Raw genomic sequence first — 14,587 nt, forward strand, 5'->3', positions numbered from 1 at the left:
CGCCGTCGGATGATCAGCGGCGGGTCAGGAACGCCAGTCGGGCCTTCTTCTCCGGGATGAAGACCTCGGGCAGGTCCACCTCGGGCAGCACGACCTCCGGTCCCAGCTCGAACCCGGCCCGCACCATGCGGGCGATCGCCTTCTCGTTGGAGGCGTCCGGCTCCACGACCACACGGGTGTGGTCGTGGAGCAAGAAGGCGATGAGCACGGACAGGAGCGTGCCGGTGAAGCCCGGCCGCGGGGTCGAGTGCGGCGCGATGAGGAAGTGGGCGCCGATGTCCCCGGGCAGCACCTCGTAGCACTCGCTGACGCGGTCGGCCTCGGGGTCGTACGTCTGGAGGAGGGCGACCGGCTCCTCGTCCAGGCTCACCAGGAAGCCGTGGTGGGTGGTGAGCGAGTCGAGGTGGGCGTAGATGTCCCGGACCTGCTCGACGGTGGTGCCGACCATGCCCCAGAAACGGGACCGCTCCTCGTTGACCCAGGCGTGCAGGAGCGTGGCGTCGCGCTCGGGCTCGACGGGCCGGACCGTGACGGTGCCGAAGCCGTCGATGCGCCGGACGTAGGCGGCGGTGGCGGTGGTCATCCCTGCTCCTTGGTGAGGTTCTGCCAGTCGGTGGTGACGGGGGCGAGTTCGCCCCTCAGCCACAGCGGAAGCTGGTCGCGGTGGTGCGGGTCGCCGGGCACGCCGGACGCGCCGAACGGCACGATCCAGCCGCTCCGTTCGCGGTCGGCGAGGTCCCAGACGTACCGGGCGGCGGAGGCCCGGGCGCTGCGGTCGGTCCAGCCGGGCACGCTGGACGTGGAGAGCACGCAGTCGTGGTCCCCGCCGAGCCCCGGCCACTGCGCGTCGTCGGGGTCGGGCAGCGCCTGCCAGGGCGCGAGCCGGTGCGTCACGCCCCAGGCGGCCGGCGGCTCACCGGCGGCGACCTCGTCGAGCGCCTCGCGCACGATCCGGTCGACGTCCCCGGCGGGCACGGGCCCGGCCACGAGCAGGGTCTCCAGGGCGTAGGCGACGCGCGGCCCGAGGGCCAGCCAGGGCCGGAACACCTCGGGGTACGGGGCGGGTTCACGCAGCGAGGCGAAGGCCTCGTGGGCGGCGAGCCGGCGGACGACGGCCCCGCGCACGGCGGCGTAGAGACCGGCGTCGGTGCTCTCCGCGTCCATCCGCCGGTCCCAGGCGAGCAGCCGGTCGTGTACGGCGGAGGCGGCGGGGGAGAGACCGGCAGGGGAGGGGCCGGCAAGGGCCTGCCCGCCCTCGCTCCCGCCCTCGCTCCCGCCCACCCGCGCGACGGCCGCCAGGAGGCGGGCCGCCGAGCGGTTGTCGGTGTCCCGGTGGACGGCGGTGATGCTCTCCGGGGTCCAGTCCGCCGAGGCGCCGAGGAGCGCGTCGATCCGGTCCGCCCGGTGCGGTGCTGCGAACTCGATGCCCAGCGGCGCGGCGAGGCCACGGGCGTTGGCCATCACGGCGTGGCCGTCCACCTCGGCGCGGGGCAGCGGCGCCGGAGCGGCCTCCCACGCGTGCGCCGGGTCCCAGGCGGGCACGATGCGCAGCGAGTTGGCCCGGTGGCGTACGGGCACCCGGCCGGCGACCCGGTGCAGCAGTCCGCCCTCGGTGTCGGCGGCCAGGACGACGTTGACCGGCTCGACCCAGCCGTCGAGGGCCGCGTCCACGTCGGCGACGGTCCGGGCACGCAGCAGCGCGGGCAGCACCTCGAACCCGAGCAGACCGGTGACGCGCGGCGGGTACCGCAGAGCGACGCCCTCCCAGCCCGAGGCCGGGTCCTGCGCGGCAGCGTCCCGCGGGCCCCGGTCCTGCGAGGTCCGGACCTGCGCGGCCCCGTCCCGCGAGGCGTCCTCCGGTGCACCGCGCTCCGCGGCCGGGTCATCCGACGTACCGTCCTCGGGTTCGTCGTCCACCCCGATGATCACCGGGCCCCGCTCGGTCTCGATCACCTCGACCACGACCGGCTCCCCGCCCGCGACCTCGATCGTCTCGGTGTGCCTCGTCGCCGGGCGCCAGCCTTCGGGGCCGTACGCCTCCACCCCGCCGTCCGGGAGCCGCCGCAGCCGCTCCCGGTAGAGGTCCTGGTAGTCCGACATCGCGTTGGTGATCGCCCAGGCCACCGGTCCGGTGTGGCCGAAGTGGGCGAGTCCGGGGATGCCGGGCACGGCGATGCCCACCACGTCGTACGCGGGGCAGGCGAGCCGGATCTGCTGGTAGACGCCGGGCGCCTCGATGAAGCGGTGCGGGTCGCCGGCCACCAGGGCCGCCCCGCTCGCGGTCCGTCCGCCCGCGACCAGCCAGCCGTTGGAGCCCGAGGTCCCCGGCCCGTCGGTCGCGAAGAGCTCCGTCCACTCCTCGCCGAGCCGCCGGGCGACCTCCTCGCGCCACAGCTTGGTGGGGAAGCCGGCGAACAGGATGTGGGTCGTCAGCCAGACGGCGAGCGGGGTCCACGGCTCCCACCGGCCCGGCGCGAGGCCGGTCTCGGTGAACTCGGGCGCCCGCCCGGCCCCTTCCGCCAGCCCGTCGTTGACGCCGTCCACGTACGCGCGTACCCACGCCGCCGTCCGCGCGTCGTCGCGCTCCAGCCGCTCGAAGCAGCGGCGGGCGGTGTCGGCGAGCCGGGCGCGCCGGGCGAAGGTGTCCCAGCCGAGCTCGGCGGCGCCGAGGAAGGCGGCTGTGGTGCCCTGGGCGCGGTGCCGCTCGACCTCCAGCTGCCAGGCCCGGTCGCGGGCGGTGACCCGGCCCTGCGCGAAGGCGAGTTCGTCCTGGTCCGCGGCGCGCAGATGGGGGACGCCCCACGCGTCCCGGTAGACCTCGATGCTCACGGAGACCCCGATCCCGTCCATGTCGTCTGCGATTTTCTTAGGTTAGGCTGACCTAAATTAATCTACAGGAGTTCAGGGGAGGGGATTGCGGTGGGTCACGGTTGGCAGGGTGCCGTTCTCAAGCTGATGCGGGGCAAGGACTTCACGTTCACCGTGACGGGGGCCGAGCAGGTCACCGAGGACTACCGCAGGGTGCACTTCACGGACGGCGGACTGCTCGCCGCCGCCGGGGTCCACCCCACGATGTGGGTCCGGATCTGGTTCGAGAACGCGGGCAAGCCGCACCAGCGCGCGTACACCCTGGTCGACCCCGACCAGGAGGGCGGCACCTTCAGTCTGGAGTTCGCCCTCCACGACGGCGTCGCCAGCCGCTGGGCCCGCACCTGCGCCCCGGGCGACACCGTCGAGGCGACCCTCCAGGGGACCGGCTTCGACGCCCCGGAGCCGCGCCCCGGACGGCTCCTCGTGGTCGGCGATCCGGCCTCGCTGCCCGCCGTCAACTCCCTGCTCGACGCGCTCCCGGGAGTCCCCGCCACCGTCTGGTTCGAGACCCAGCACGCCTCCGACGAGGAGCTCCCGGTCCGGCTCGACCCCGAGCACCACGAACTGCGCCGGGTGCCGCGCCGGAACGACGGGGCCGACCTCGTCGCCCGCGTGAAGGCCGAGCTCCCCGGACTCGCGGACTCCGACCCGTACGTCTGGATCGCCTGCGACACCGCGACCACCCGGACCCTCGCCACGTACGCGCGCAAGGAACTCGCCCTCCCCAAGGAGCGCGTCCACGCGCTCGGGTACTGGCGCGCGAGCTGACCGTCCTCTCCTGATGCGCCGGGTTGACGATCCGTTACCCCGGCGCTCGGCGGCTCGTTCACACCTTTCCCATGGGACCCGCTGTGACGCCCTGTGTGTCCACGCGTGCGAAAGACGCGGGACACCCGGGAACGGTTGTGTCGAAAAAAATCGAATATGAACACGGAAACCCCCCTTTGGAGTGAACTCACGTCAGGCGACTGTCGGTTCACTCTCCGTGCGTAAAGATTCCGGTGTCTCAAGTCGCCGAGGCCGCGCCGACCCACCGTCCCCGTGGTGAGCGGCCGGCGACGCCATGTCTCTTGTGGGGGTTCCACCACCTTGAACAGCAACACCTTCCGCATGCCCGTACGCCGTACCGCCGCCGCCGCGACCGTCGCCGCCCTGACCGTCGGCCCCGTGCTCCTCGCGGCCCCGGCGGCACAGGCGACGGGCGGCGAAGGGCGCGCCACCGCCGTCGTCCTGCGGACCGGCCTCGACGTCTCCCTCCTCGACAAGACGGTCGACGTGCCGCTGCGGGTCTCCCTCAACGAGGTCGAGGCGCCGGAGACCGAGAACAAGACGGCGCTCTCCGTGAAGGTGCAGGGGGCCGAGGAGGGCAAGCCGATCGACATCCTCGCCGCCGACGTCGCCACGTCGAAGGCCACCGTGGACGAGGAGAAGGCCGAGGGGTACGTGAACCTCGTCAAGGCCCGGGTCCACGTCCCCGGAATCCCGCTGCTCTCCCTCATCGAGGTCGAGAAGGTGACCTCCAAGGCGCTGTGCGAGGTGGGGAAGAAGCCGGTCGCCGAGTCCAACGTCCTCGGTCACGTCACCGTCTTCGGCAAGAAGACCACCCTCTCCACCGGCGGCCGGACCCAGGTCGCCGTGCCCGGTGTCGGACAGGTGACCCTCGACCTGTCCCGTACGTCCACGACCTCCCGGACGGCGGCGGCGACCGCCCTGGAACTCAAGGTGGAGGTCAACCCGCTGAACCTCGGCGTCGCCGAGGTCGACGGCACCGTGACGCTCGCCGAGGCCACCTGCGAGACGCCCGAAGGCACGGCCCCGACGGAGCCGCCCACGGAGCAGCCGACCGGGAAGCCGACCGAGCAGCCCACCCAGGAGCCCAGCGAGCGGCCCTCGGAGCAGCCCACGCAGCAGCCCTCGGCCGAGCCGAGCGACGCCGGTGGCATCAAGACGAACAACGGCGGCACCACTCCCACCCAGAACCTCGCCGAGACCGGCGGCAGCTCCACCACTCCGTACATCGCGGGCGGGGCGCTCGCTCTCCTCGTGGCAGGCGGCGGCGCACTCGCGCTGACCCGCTCGCGCGCCCGCTCCCGAGGCTGACGGCCCGAGGGGGACGCGCAGGGGGGCGCCTGGGGGCGACCGAGGCTCTGGGGGGAGCCTCGGGAGGGAAGCAGGGGTCCGGGGAGGGCGACGGTGACGACGTCGCCCTCCCCGGACCCCTGTCCGTTCCCGCCCGGCTCAGCCGCCCATCAGCAGGGCCTGGTCGAGGGCCTGGAGGAAGCGGTTCGTCGTGACGCGGTCCCGGACCGCGATCCGCAGCCAGTTCCGGTCGAGCCCCGGGAAGGTGTCGCCCCGGCGGGCCGCGAAGCCCAGCGACCGCAGCCGCTCCCGGATCGCGTCCGCCCCGTCGATCCGCAGCAGCACGAACGGGCCCTCCGACCCCTCCACCGTCCGCACCTCGTCGAACTCCGCGAGCCCGGCGAGCAGATGGGCCCGCTCGACCCCGATCCGGTGCGCCGCGTGCTCGGCCTCCGCGAGCGCCGCCCGCGACATGCACGCCTCCGCCGCCACCAGGGCCGGCGTCGACACCGGCCACAGCGGCTGCGTCCGCTCCAGGGCCGCGATCGTCGCCGGCTCGGCCAGCACGTACCCGATCCGCAGCCCGGCGAGCCCCCACGTCTTGGTGAGGCTGCGCAGCACCACGAGCCCCGGCACATCGGTCCGCCCGGCCAGTGACTCGCGCTCGCCCGGCACCGCGTCCAGGAACGCCTCGTCGACCACCAGCGTCCGCCACGGTCTCGCGAGCGCCGCGATCGAGGCGGCGGGGTGCAGCACGGACGTGGGGTTCGTGGGGTTCCCGATCACCACCAGGTCCGCGTCCTCGGGGACCGCCGCCGGATCCAGCCGGAAGCCGTCCTCCTCGCGCAGCAGCACCCGGCCCACCTCGTGGCCGACATCGCGCAGCGCCGCCTCCGGCTCGGTGAACTGCGGATGCACGACGACGGGCCGCCGCACCGGAAGCGCCCGCGCGAGCAGCACGAAGGCCTCCGCCGCGCCTGCCGTGAGCAGGACCCGGTTCGAGGGCAGATCGTGCCGCTCGGCCACGGCCGCCCGCGCGGCCCGGCCGTCGGGATAGGCGGCGAGTCCGGTCAGGGAGTCGGCGATCCGCTCCCGCAGCCAGTCCGGTGGGGTGTTCGTCCGGACGTTGACCGCCAGATCGATGAGTTTCTCGTCCCGTACCTCGGCGTCACCGTGGTGGCGCAGGTCGTGGGCGTCGGTATGCAGATGCATGTCCATGGCCGCCGTCGTGTGGGGGGTGGGGATGGTGGGGGGTGAGCCAGGCTCGCCAGCGATGTACCCGTGAGTTCGGGGCAACAACCGTACGCCTGGGGCGTCTTCGTTCGGACGAACCGGGACGGAAGCGGCGAGAGCGCACGTTACGCGCCGGGATTTCCGCTTCGGTACGAGCAGCACGACCGAGCTGCCCCCGCCCGCCGCGAGCAGCGCCGCAGCCTCCGCCACCGACGCCGTGCCCGTCGCGGCCAGCGGCAGCTCCGACGGATGCGGTACGGGCACGGCCGCGAGCTCCTCCGCCGTGAACGCCCGCAGCGGGACGCCGAGCGCCTCCGCCGCCCCCGTGACGCCCGGCTCCGCCGCCCGCGCGTCGAGCGTGGCGAGCGTACGGACGGCCGCACGCGTCAGCCCCGCCTCCCGCAGAACCGACTCGACCAGGGCGAGGACCTCGTCCACAGGGACGCCGGCCCGGGCGCCGACACCGAGGTGCGCGGACGCCACCCCATCCGATACCAAAGGCCCATGGCTGTAGTCGTCGCGCTCGGCGCGTTCCTCATGACGCTCTTCGGCGGCTGGGTCGCGGGACGCGTCACCGACCGGCGCCACCTCGTCCTCGGCCTCGCCGGCGGACTCATGCTCGGCGTCGTCGGACTCGACCTGCTGCCCGAGGCCCTGGAGGCGGCGGGCGACGAGGTCTTCGGAGTCCCGGAGGCGCTGCTGCTCTTCGTCGGCGGCTTCCTCCTCGCCCATGTCGTGGAGCGACTCCTCGCCGTACGCCGGGCCGCACACGGCGTCGCGGCCGACGAGAGGGTCCCGCAGGTCGGCATGACGGCGGCGGCCGCGATGGTCGGTCACAGCCTCATGGACGGCATCGCGCTGGGCGCGGCCTTCCAGGTCGGCGGCGGCATGGGGGCCACCGTCGCCGTCGCCGTCATCACCCATGACTTCGCCGACGGCTTCAACACGTACACGATCACCAGCCTCTACGGGAACGCCCGCCGCAAGGCCATCGGCATGCTCGTCGCCGACGCCCTCGCGCCGCTGGTCGGCGCCGCCTCCACCCTGCTGTTCACCCTTCCGGTGGAACTTCTCGGCAGCTATCTGGGGTTCTTCGGCGGCGCCCTGCTCTACCTCGCCGCCGCCGAGATCCTGCCGGAGGCCCACCACGACCACCCCGCCCGCTCCACCCTGCTGTGCACGGTGGGGGGCGTCGGCTTCATCTGGCTCGTGGTGGGCGTCTCCGGCGGCTGAGCTCACGTGCAGTGCTCCACGAAACGCGCGGCGGCCTCCGGGGATCCCGCCCAGTGGGTGTGGACATAGCTGGCGTGCACCCCGCCCTGCACGAAGCCCTCGACGCGACGCTCGGGCTGCCGCAGCCCCCACGCGGCCCGCGCCCCGGCGCCCGGCTCGATGACGGTCCGGTGGAACTCGTGCCCCCGCATCCGCGCCCCGGCGGGCGCGAGCACGCTGTCGTTCACGGCGACGGCGTCCCGGTAACCGAGGGTGAGCCGCTCGGACATCCGCGCGTCAGCGTCGAGCACCCCGCACATGGGGTTGCCGTCGAGCGACCGCGCGAGATACAGCAGCCCGGCGCACTCGGCGGCGATGGGAGCGCCCGAGGCCGCGAGCGCGGCGACGGCCTTCCGCAACGGCTCGTTGGCGGACAGCTGCTCGCCGTACATCTCGGGGAACCCGCCACCTATGACGAGCCCGCGCGTCCCCTCGGGAAGACTCTCGTCCCGCAACGGATCAAAGGTCACGACCTCGGCCCCGGCAGCGGTGAGCAACTCGGCATGCTCGGCATAGGAGAACGTGAACGCAGCACCCCCGGCGACGGCGACGACCGGCCCCGTTGTGGTCCGCGCCCCGCCCGTTGTGGGCATGCGTCCCGCCGGGGCGGGACGGGTGGGCACAACGGGACCACCGGCGTGCAGCCGCTCCCCGACCTCAGGCACCCACGGCTCGGCGTGCAGTTCCGGCGCCGACCTCGCAAGGGCCAGCAGCCCTTCCAGATCGCACCCGGCAAGAACCTGCTCCGCCTGCGCGGCCACCGCCTCCACCGCAGCCGCCTGCCGCTCGGCAACAGGCACCAAGCCCAGGTGCCGCGAAGGCGTCGCAACGGCAGGAGCCCGCCGCAACACACCCAGCACCGGCACCCCCGACTCCCCGAGCGCCTCCCGCAACAAGTGCTCGTGCCGATCCGTCGCGACCTTGTTCAGGATCACGCCCCCGATCCGCACCTCCGGATCCCACGACGCGAACCCGTGCACGAGCGCCGCCACCGACCGCGACTGCGACGACGCGTCGACGACCAGCACCACCGGCGCCTTGAGCAGCTTCGACACCTGCGCGGTGGAGGCGAGTTCGCCCTGGTCGGCGGCCCCGTCGTACAGGCCCATGACACCCTCGACGACCGCCAGGTCGCACCCGCGCGCCCCGTGCTCGAAGAGCGGCGCGATCAGCCCCGTACCGCACATGTACGCGTCGAGGTTGCGGCCCGGCCGCCCCGTGGCGAGCGCGTGGTAGCCGGGGTCGATGTAGTCCGGTCCGACCTTGTGCGGCGAGACCGCCAGACCACGGCCGGCGAACGCGGCCATCAGACCGGTCGCGACCGTGGTCTTGCCCGCGCCCGACGAAGGCGCGGCGATGACGAGACGTGCTACCACTCGATGCCCCGCTGGCCCTTCTGACCGGCGTCCATCGGGTGCTTGACCTTGGACATGTCGGTGACGAGATCCGCGAAGTCGACGAGCTCCTGCGGGGCGTTGCGGCCGGTGATGACGACGTGCTGCTGCCCGGGACGGTCGCGCAGCACCTGGACGACCTCCTTGACGTCGATCCAGCCCCAGTGCAGCAGGTACGCGAACTCGTCGAGGACGTAGAAGGTGTACTTCTCCTCGGCGAGGTCCCGCTTGACCTGCTCCCAGCCCTCGCGGGCCTTCTCCTCGTGCGACTGCTCGCCCTCGGCGACCTCGCGCTGGATCCAGGACCAGCCCTCACCCATCTTGTTCCAGGTGACGGTGCCGCCCTTGCCGGTCTCGCCGAGCGCCTTGAGGGCGTTCTCCTCGCCGACCCTCCACTTGGCGGACTTGACGAACTGGAACACCCCGATCGGCCAGCCCTGGTTCCAGGCGCGCAGCGCCATGCCGAACGCGGCGGTCGACTTCCCCTTGCCGACGCCCGTGTGCACCATCACCAGTGCGCGGTTGCGGCGCTGGCGGGTGGTGAGACCGTCGTCGGGAACGACGGTCGGCTGTCCCTGCGGCATTAAGCGGCCCTCCATGCTGTCTGCGGTGTCTGTCCTGCTGCCTGTACGTCCCTGACGAGGCCGGCGATCGAGTCGGCGCGCAGCTCGTCCAGGGTGACGGCGGTGCCGCCGAGTTCACGGGCGAGTTCACGGGCGAGCCCGAGCCGCACCGGCCCGGTCTCGCAGTCCACGACGACGGAGGCGGTGCCGTCGGCGGCGTGCAGCCGCGCCGCGCGGGCGGCGAGCGCCACCGGGTCGGCGCCGCCGCCGGTGGCCCGCCCGTCGGTGACGACGACGAGCAGCGGGCGGCGCGAGGGGTCCCGCAGCCGCTCGACGCGCAGGACGTCATGGGCCTTGAGGAGACCGGCCGACAGCGGGGTGCGGCCACCGGTCGGGAGCTTCTCCAGCCGGGCGGCGGCCGCGTCGACGGACGAGGTCGGCGGCAGCGCGACCTCGGCGCCGCGGCCCCGGAAGGTGATGAGGCCGACCTTGTCGCGCCGCTGGTAGGCGTCGAGCAGGAGCGAGAGCACCGCTCCCTTCACGGCGCTCATCCGCTGCCGGGCCGCCATCGAACCGGAGGCGTCGACGGCGAAGAGCACCAGGTTCCCCTCGCGCCCCTCCCGGGTCGCCTGCCGCAGGTCGTCCCGGCGGACGACCAGGCCGGGCCCGCTCCGGCCACGGGCCTTCTGGTGCGGGGCGGCGGCCTGCACGGTGGCCGCCAGGTGCAGCTTGGTCAGCGCGCCCCGGGGGCGTACGGATCCGGTGGTACGGCCGTGCTCGGTACGGGCCCGGGAGCGGCGCCCGGCCGCGCCCTCGCCCAGACCGGGAACGCTGAGCATCTTCGTACGGAAGGGCTCGGAGGCGGCGACGGCGGCGCGCTCACCGGAACCGGCGCCCTGCGGGGCGGGTTCGGGCGAAGGCGCGGGCGGGGACGTCTCCTCGGGCGCGGACGTCTCCTCGGGAGCGGGCGAGTTCTCGGCGGCGGGCCCGTCGCCCTGCGGCGGAACACCCCCACCGGGTCCGCCGTCCCCGGGACCACCGTCCCCGGGACCACCGTCACCGGGCCCGTCGGGCTCGGGGTCCTCGTCCGGGTCGACCTCCGGCTCCTGGTCCTGGTCCTGGCCCTTGAACTCCTCCAGGGTCTCGTCGAGTTTGTCCTCGTCGAGGCCGGGAGCGTCGAAGGGGGAGCGGCGCCGCCGGTGCGGGAGGGCGAGGAGGGCGGCCTGCCGTACGTCCTCGGAGGTGACCTCGGTGCGGCCGGCCCAGGCGGCCAGCGCGGTCGCGGTGCGGGCCATGACGAGGTCGGCGCGCATGCCGTCGACCTCGAAGGCGGCGCAGGTGGCGGCGATCTGGAGCAGCACGGCGTCGCCGAGCTTCACCTGGGGCAGCAACGCCCGTGCGGTGACGATCCGTTCGCGCAGCGCGGCCTCGTCCCCGGCCCAGCGGTCGGCGAAGGCGGCGGGGTCGTCCTCGAAGGCGAGCCGCCGCCGGACGACCTCGACGCGCTGCTGCGGGTCGCGCGACGCGGCGACCTCCACGGTCAGCCCGAACCGGTCGAGGAGCTGGGGCCGCAGCTCGCCCTCCTCGGGGTTCATCGTGCCGACGAGCAGGAACCGGGCGGCGTGCCGCACGGAGACGCCTTCGCGCTCGACGTACGAGGAGCCCATGGCGGCGGCGTCGAGGAGGAGGTCGATGAGGTGGTCGTGGAGCAGGTTGACCTCGTCGACGTACAGGATGCCGCGGTGCGCGTCGGCGAGGAGCCCGGGCTCGAAGGCCTTCACGCCGTCGGCGAGCGCCTTCTCGATGTCGAGCGCGCCGACGAGCCGGTCCTCGGAGGCGCCGACGGGCAGCTCGACCATCCGCGCGGCGCGTTCGGCACCGGCGCCTGCCTCGTGCGGCCCGTCCGGGCAGCCGGGGTCGGGCGAGACCGGATCACAGCTGAACCGGCAGCCGGCGACGACCGGCACGGCGGGGAGCAGCTCGGCGAGCGCCCGCACGGCCGTGGACTTGGCGGTCCCCTTCTCCCCCCGGACGAGCACACCGCCCACGGCCGGGCTGACGGCATTGAGCAGCAGCGCGAGCCGCAGGTCGTCCATACCGACGACGGCGGTGAACGGGTACCGGGTGCTCATCGGTCGGTCACTCCTTCAACTCGTTGATGTTCGGCGGTCGTCATGCTCACGGCGCACCCGGCGGCACGAACGGCAGCCCCGCCGGGGCCCCCTCCTCGATCAGCCGCAGCAGCGCGTCCGTGTCCGCGTGCTCCTCGATCAGGTCGCCGAGCCGGTCGAGCTGCTCCTCCCGCAGCGCCCCGAACGACGTGTCGGGAGCCGGCACGAACCGCCGCCCGGCCGCCGCCGCGACCTCCCGCAGGAAGGCCCGCCGGAACCCGTCGCTCTCCAGGGAGCCGTGCCAGTGCGTGCCCCACACGGAGCCGACCCGGCACCCGTCCAAGAACGACTCCCCACCGTCCACCGACGCGACGCCGTGGTGGATCTCGTACCCCTCGACCCGCTCCCCGAGTGCCTCGCCGACGGGCCGCGCCAGGGTCTTCTCGCGCGCGAACCGCACCCGTACGGGCAGCAGCCCGAGCCCGTCGACGGTCCCGGCCTTCGACTCGACCTCGTCCTCGATGTGCTCGCCGAGCACCTGGTAGCCGCCGCAGATCCCGAGCACCGGCCGCCCCTCGGCGGCCCGCCGGGCCAGCGCGTCCGCGAGGCCGCGCTCCCGCAGCCACGCCAGCGCCTTGACCGTCCCCCGGGTGCCCGGCACGACGACCAGGTCCGCGTCGACGAGTTCCTCGGCCCGGTCCACGAACCGGACGACGACGCCCGGCTCGGCGGCCAGCGCGTCCACGTCCGTGAAGTTCGACATCAGGGGTACGGCGCAGACCGCGACCCGCAGCACGTCCTCGCCGAACGGCGGCGCGACGACCGACTCGCGCACCGCGCCGCGCAGCGAGACCCGGAGCCCGTCCTCCTCGTCGATGCCGAGCCCGTGGGCGTACGGCAGGACGCCGAAGGTCCGTCTCCCGGTCAGCCCGTGGAGCATGTCGAGGCCGGGTTCGAGGAGGGTCACGTCACCCCGGAACTTGTTCACGAGGTAGCCGGCCACCAGCGACTGGTCCTCGGGGCTCAGCAGCGCCGTCGTCCCGAAGAACTGGGCGAAGACCCCGCCCCGGTCGATGTCGCCGACCACGACCACCGGCAGCCGCGCGGCCCGCGCGATGCCCATGTTCACGATGTCCGTGCGCCGCAGGTTGATCTCGGCCGGACTGCCCGCCCCCTCGCAGATCACGGCGTCGTACATGCCCCGGAGTTCCTCCAGGCACGCCATCACCGGCTCGAAGAGTTCCTTCTGCCGCCCCCCGTGGTAGCCGCGGGCGGACAGCTCGCCCACCGGCTTGCCCATCAGGACGACCTGGCTGGAGCGGTCGCTGCCCGGCTTGAGCAGCACCGGGTTCATCAGGGCGGTCGGCTCCACCCGCGCGGCCTGCGCCTGCATGGCCTGGGCGCGGCCGATCTCGGCGCCCTCGCGGGTCACGAAGGAGTTGAGGGACATGTTCTGCCCCTTGAACGGCGCCACCTTCAGGCCCTTGCGGACCAGCCAGCGGCAGATGCCGGCCGTCACGACGCTCTTGCCGGCGTCGGACGTGGTCCCGGCGACGAGCAGCCCCCCACCCCTCATGCGTTCCTCCGCTTCAGCGCGCTCACGATGGTCCGGCCGCCCACGCAGGCGGCCAGGGTCAGTCCGGTGATCCGGCGGGAGAGCCGGACCGCCCGGTCGATGTCGGCCACCTCGACGGCCCGCCCGGTCCCGTTGAGCACGGGCCGGTGCTCGACCCGTCCGGCGTACGACAGGGTGCCCCCGAGGCGTACGCCGAGGGCGCCCGCGAAGGAGGCCTCGACGGGGCCCGCGTTGGGGCTGGGGTGCTTCGCCGCGTCGGTTCGCCAGGCGTTGAGCGCACCGCGCGGGTTTCCGCCGGCGACGGTCGCGAGGACGGCCGTCAGCCGGGCCCCGGGCCAGCCGGCCACGTCGTCGAGCCGGGCCGAGGCCCAGCCGAAGCGGCGGTGGCGCGGCGACTTGTGGCCGACCATCGCGTCGAGGGTGTTGACGGCCCGGAAGCCGACGAGGCCGGGTACGCCCGCGACCGCGCCCCAGAAGAGGGCGCCGACCACGGCGTCGGAGGTGTTCTCGGCGACCGATTCGACGACCGCGCGGGCCATCGCGGGTCCGTCCAGGGACTGCGGGTCGCGCCCGCAGAGATGCGGCAGCCGCTCCCGGGCGACGTCCAGGTCCCCGGCGGCGAGCGCGCCGCCGATCGCGCGGGCCTCCCGGCCCAGGGTCGTACCGCCGACGACCGCCCACACGGAGGCGGCGGTCAGGGCGACGGCGGCGGCCGGCCGGTTCCGTACGGCCCGGGCGGCGAGCGCTCCGAGGGCGACGGTGGAGCCGGCGCAGACGGCGGTGTGCAGGGCACCCCAGCCGCGGTGGTCGTGGTGGAGGCGGTTCTCGACCGCGGCGGCCGCCCGGCCGAACGCGGCGACGGGATGTCCGCGGCGTGGATCGCCGACGAGCAGATCGACGGCGAGACCCGCGGCCGCTCCGTACGCGAATCCGTCCGGGGACAGGCGGCTGGTACTGCTGCGGCCGGGCATGGCGCATGTCCTCACTCAGGGTCCGCGCCCTGGATCGACGTGACCGGCGGCGAGAGTTCCTGGCTCCCGGACCCTTCGGATCCGGTCACAGTGGCGGGACCGCGCCGGATTCGCACCGGACTTCCTCTACTGCCGCCGTAATGGCCTCGGCAGTCCACCACGGCCCGAGAACACCCGTCAACTCACTCTTGACCTGCACCGGGTCACTGTGCGAAGCACCACAAACACGGCGGCGGGGCGGTCCGCACCCCGAAGGTACGGACCGCCCCGCCGGTCACGCTCGGACCGTCAGACGACGATCAGGTAGATGCCGTACGCCACGGCCGAGAGGCACAGGGCGAAGCAGGCGTAGGCGCCGGTGCGGGCCAGGGTGGCGGAGCCTCCCTGGGCGGCGGCCTGCTCCTGCTTGGAGAGGCCGATGATGCCGAGGGTGAAGAGGCCCACCAGGGCGACGGTCGCCACGAGGCTGACTCCGAAGACGGAGCCGAGAGCTGCCCAGTCGATCTTCATGTCGTTC

The 14,587-nt window shown here is 73.9% G+C and carries 12 protein-coding genes and 1 riboswitch; of the genes, 3 read left to right on the top strand and 9 right to left on the bottom strand.

The window, feature by feature from the left end; translation table 11 throughout:
- Window positions 1-13: 13 nt before the first annotated feature.
- Together N5875_RS29735 and N5875_RS29740 are read right to left on the bottom strand one after the other, a co-directional pair.
- Complete coding sequence (locus N5875_RS29735) at window positions 14-583, bottom strand: GNAT family N-acetyltransferase (RefSeq protein WP_318207122.1); 570 nt, start codon at window positions 581-583, stop codon at window positions 14-16.
- Window positions 580-2,850, bottom strand: coding sequence for a penicillin acylase family protein (locus tag N5875_RS29740; RefSeq protein ID WP_338497255.1), 2,271 nt, complete (start codon window positions 2,848-2,850; stop codon window positions 580-582). The genes N5875_RS29735 and N5875_RS29740 overlap by 4 nt, the downstream gene beginning before the upstream one ends.
- A 69-nt stretch (window positions 2,851-2,919) precedes the next feature.
- Between N5875_RS29740 and N5875_RS29745 the strand changes: the two genes are divergently transcribed.
- Together N5875_RS29745 and N5875_RS29750 are read left to right on the top strand one after the other, a co-directional pair.
- Window positions 2,920-3,639, top strand: coding sequence for a siderophore-interacting protein (locus N5875_RS29745; protein WP_318207121.1), 720 nt, complete (start codon window positions 2,920-2,922; stop codon window positions 3,637-3,639).
- A gap of 321 nt (window positions 3,640-3,960) precedes the next feature.
- Window positions 3,961-4,971, top strand: coding sequence for an SCO1860 family LAETG-anchored protein (locus N5875_RS29750; protein ID WP_318207120.1), 1,011 nt, complete (start codon window positions 3,961-3,963; stop codon window positions 4,969-4,971).
- A gap of 138 nt (window positions 4,972-5,109) precedes the next feature.
- Here N5875_RS29750 and cobC read toward each other — a convergent pair whose 3' ends face one another.
- On the bottom strand, window positions 5,110-6,666 hold the full coding sequence (gene cobC, locus N5875_RS29755) for an Rv2231c family pyridoxal phosphate-dependent protein CobC (RefSeq protein WP_338497257.1): 1,557 nt from the start codon (window positions 6,664-6,666) through the stop codon (window positions 5,110-5,112).
- A 21-nt stretch (window positions 6,667-6,687) separates the two neighbouring features.
- On the opposite strand from cobC, the gene N5875_RS29760 reads away from it, so the two are divergent.
- Window positions 6,688-7,416: a ZIP family metal transporter gene (locus N5875_RS29760; RefSeq protein WP_318207118.1), complete on the top strand. Its 729-nt coding sequence runs from the start codon at window positions 6,688-6,690 to the stop codon at window positions 7,414-7,416.
- Between the two features lie 2 nt (window positions 7,417-7,418).
- Here N5875_RS29760 and N5875_RS29765 read toward each other — a convergent pair whose 3' ends face one another.
- From N5875_RS29765 to N5875_RS29790, 6 genes are all read right to left on the bottom strand, one after another.
- A complete protein-coding gene (locus tag N5875_RS29765) occupies window positions 7,419-8,831 on the bottom strand; it encodes a cobyrinate a,c-diamide synthase (protein WP_338497259.1) in 1,413 nt (470 codons plus the stop codon).
- Entirely contained in the window at window positions 8,825-9,433 is a 609-nt protein-coding gene (gene cobO, locus N5875_RS29770) for a cob(I)yrinic acid a,c-diamide adenosyltransferase (RefSeq protein WP_318207116.1), read from the bottom strand. The genes N5875_RS29765 and cobO overlap by 7 nt, the downstream gene beginning before the upstream one ends.
- Complete coding sequence (locus tag N5875_RS29775; RefSeq protein ID WP_318207115.1) at window positions 9,433-11,544, bottom strand: putative cobaltochelatase; 2,112 nt, start codon at window positions 11,542-11,544, stop codon at window positions 9,433-9,435. Before N5875_RS29775 ends, cobO begins: the two co-directional genes overlap by 1 nt.
- A 46-nt stretch (window positions 11,545-11,590) precedes the next feature.
- On the bottom strand, window positions 11,591-13,099 hold the full coding sequence (locus tag N5875_RS29780) for a cobyric acid synthase (RefSeq protein WP_318207114.1): 1,509 nt from the start codon (window positions 13,097-13,099) through the stop codon (window positions 11,591-11,593).
- Window positions 13,096-14,070: a cobalamin biosynthesis protein gene (locus N5875_RS29785; protein ID WP_338497261.1), complete on the bottom strand. Its 975-nt coding sequence runs from the start codon at window positions 14,068-14,070 to the stop codon at window positions 13,096-13,098. Before N5875_RS29785 ends, N5875_RS29780 begins: the two co-directional genes overlap by 4 nt.
- 33 nt (window positions 14,071-14,103) lie before the next feature.
- Window positions 14,104-14,236: riboswitch (cobalamin riboswitch) on the bottom strand.
- Window positions 14,237-14,358: 122 nt separating this feature from the next.
- Window positions 14,359-14,580, bottom strand: a complete 222-nt coding sequence (locus tag N5875_RS29790; RefSeq protein ID WP_266890427.1) for a hypothetical protein — start codon at window positions 14,578-14,580, stop codon at window positions 14,359-14,361.
- Between the last annotated feature and the right edge of the window lie 7 nt (window positions 14,581-14,587).

The sequence above is a fragment of the Streptomyces sp. SJL17-4 genome (assembly GCF_036826855.1).
Lineage (GTDB): Bacteria > Actinomycetota > Actinomycetes > Streptomycetales > Streptomycetaceae > Streptomyces.

Coding starts and splice junctions, on each gene's coding strand:
- N5875_RS29735 (WP_318207122.1), bottom strand. CDS start 583: ATGACCACCGCCACCGCCGCCTACGTCCGGCGCATCGACGGCTTCGGC.
- N5875_RS29740 (WP_338497255.1), bottom strand. CDS start 2,850: ATGGACGGGATCGGGGTCTCCGTGAGCATCGAGGTCTACCGGGACGCG.
- N5875_RS29760 (WP_318207118.1), top strand. CDS start 6,688: ATGGCTGTAGTCGTCGCGCTCGGCGCGTTCCTCATGACGCTCTTCGGC.
- cobO (WP_318207116.1), bottom strand. CDS start 9,433: ATGCCGCAGGGACAGCCGACCGTCGTTCCCGACGACGGTCTCACCACC.
- N5875_RS29775 (WP_318207115.1), bottom strand. CDS start 11,544: ATGAGCACCCGGTACCCGTTCACCGCCGTCGTCGGTATGGACGACCTG.
- N5875_RS29780 (WP_318207114.1), bottom strand. CDS start 13,099: ATGAGGGGTGGGGGGCTGCTCGTCGCCGGGACCACGTCCGACGCCGGC.
- N5875_RS29785 (WP_338497261.1), bottom strand. CDS start 14,070: ATGCCCGGCCGCAGCAGTACCAGCCGCCTGTCCCCGGACGGATTCGCG.
- N5875_RS29790 (WP_266890427.1), bottom strand. CDS start 14,580: ATGAAGATCGACTGGGCAGCTCTCGGCTCCGTCTTCGGAGTCAGCCTC.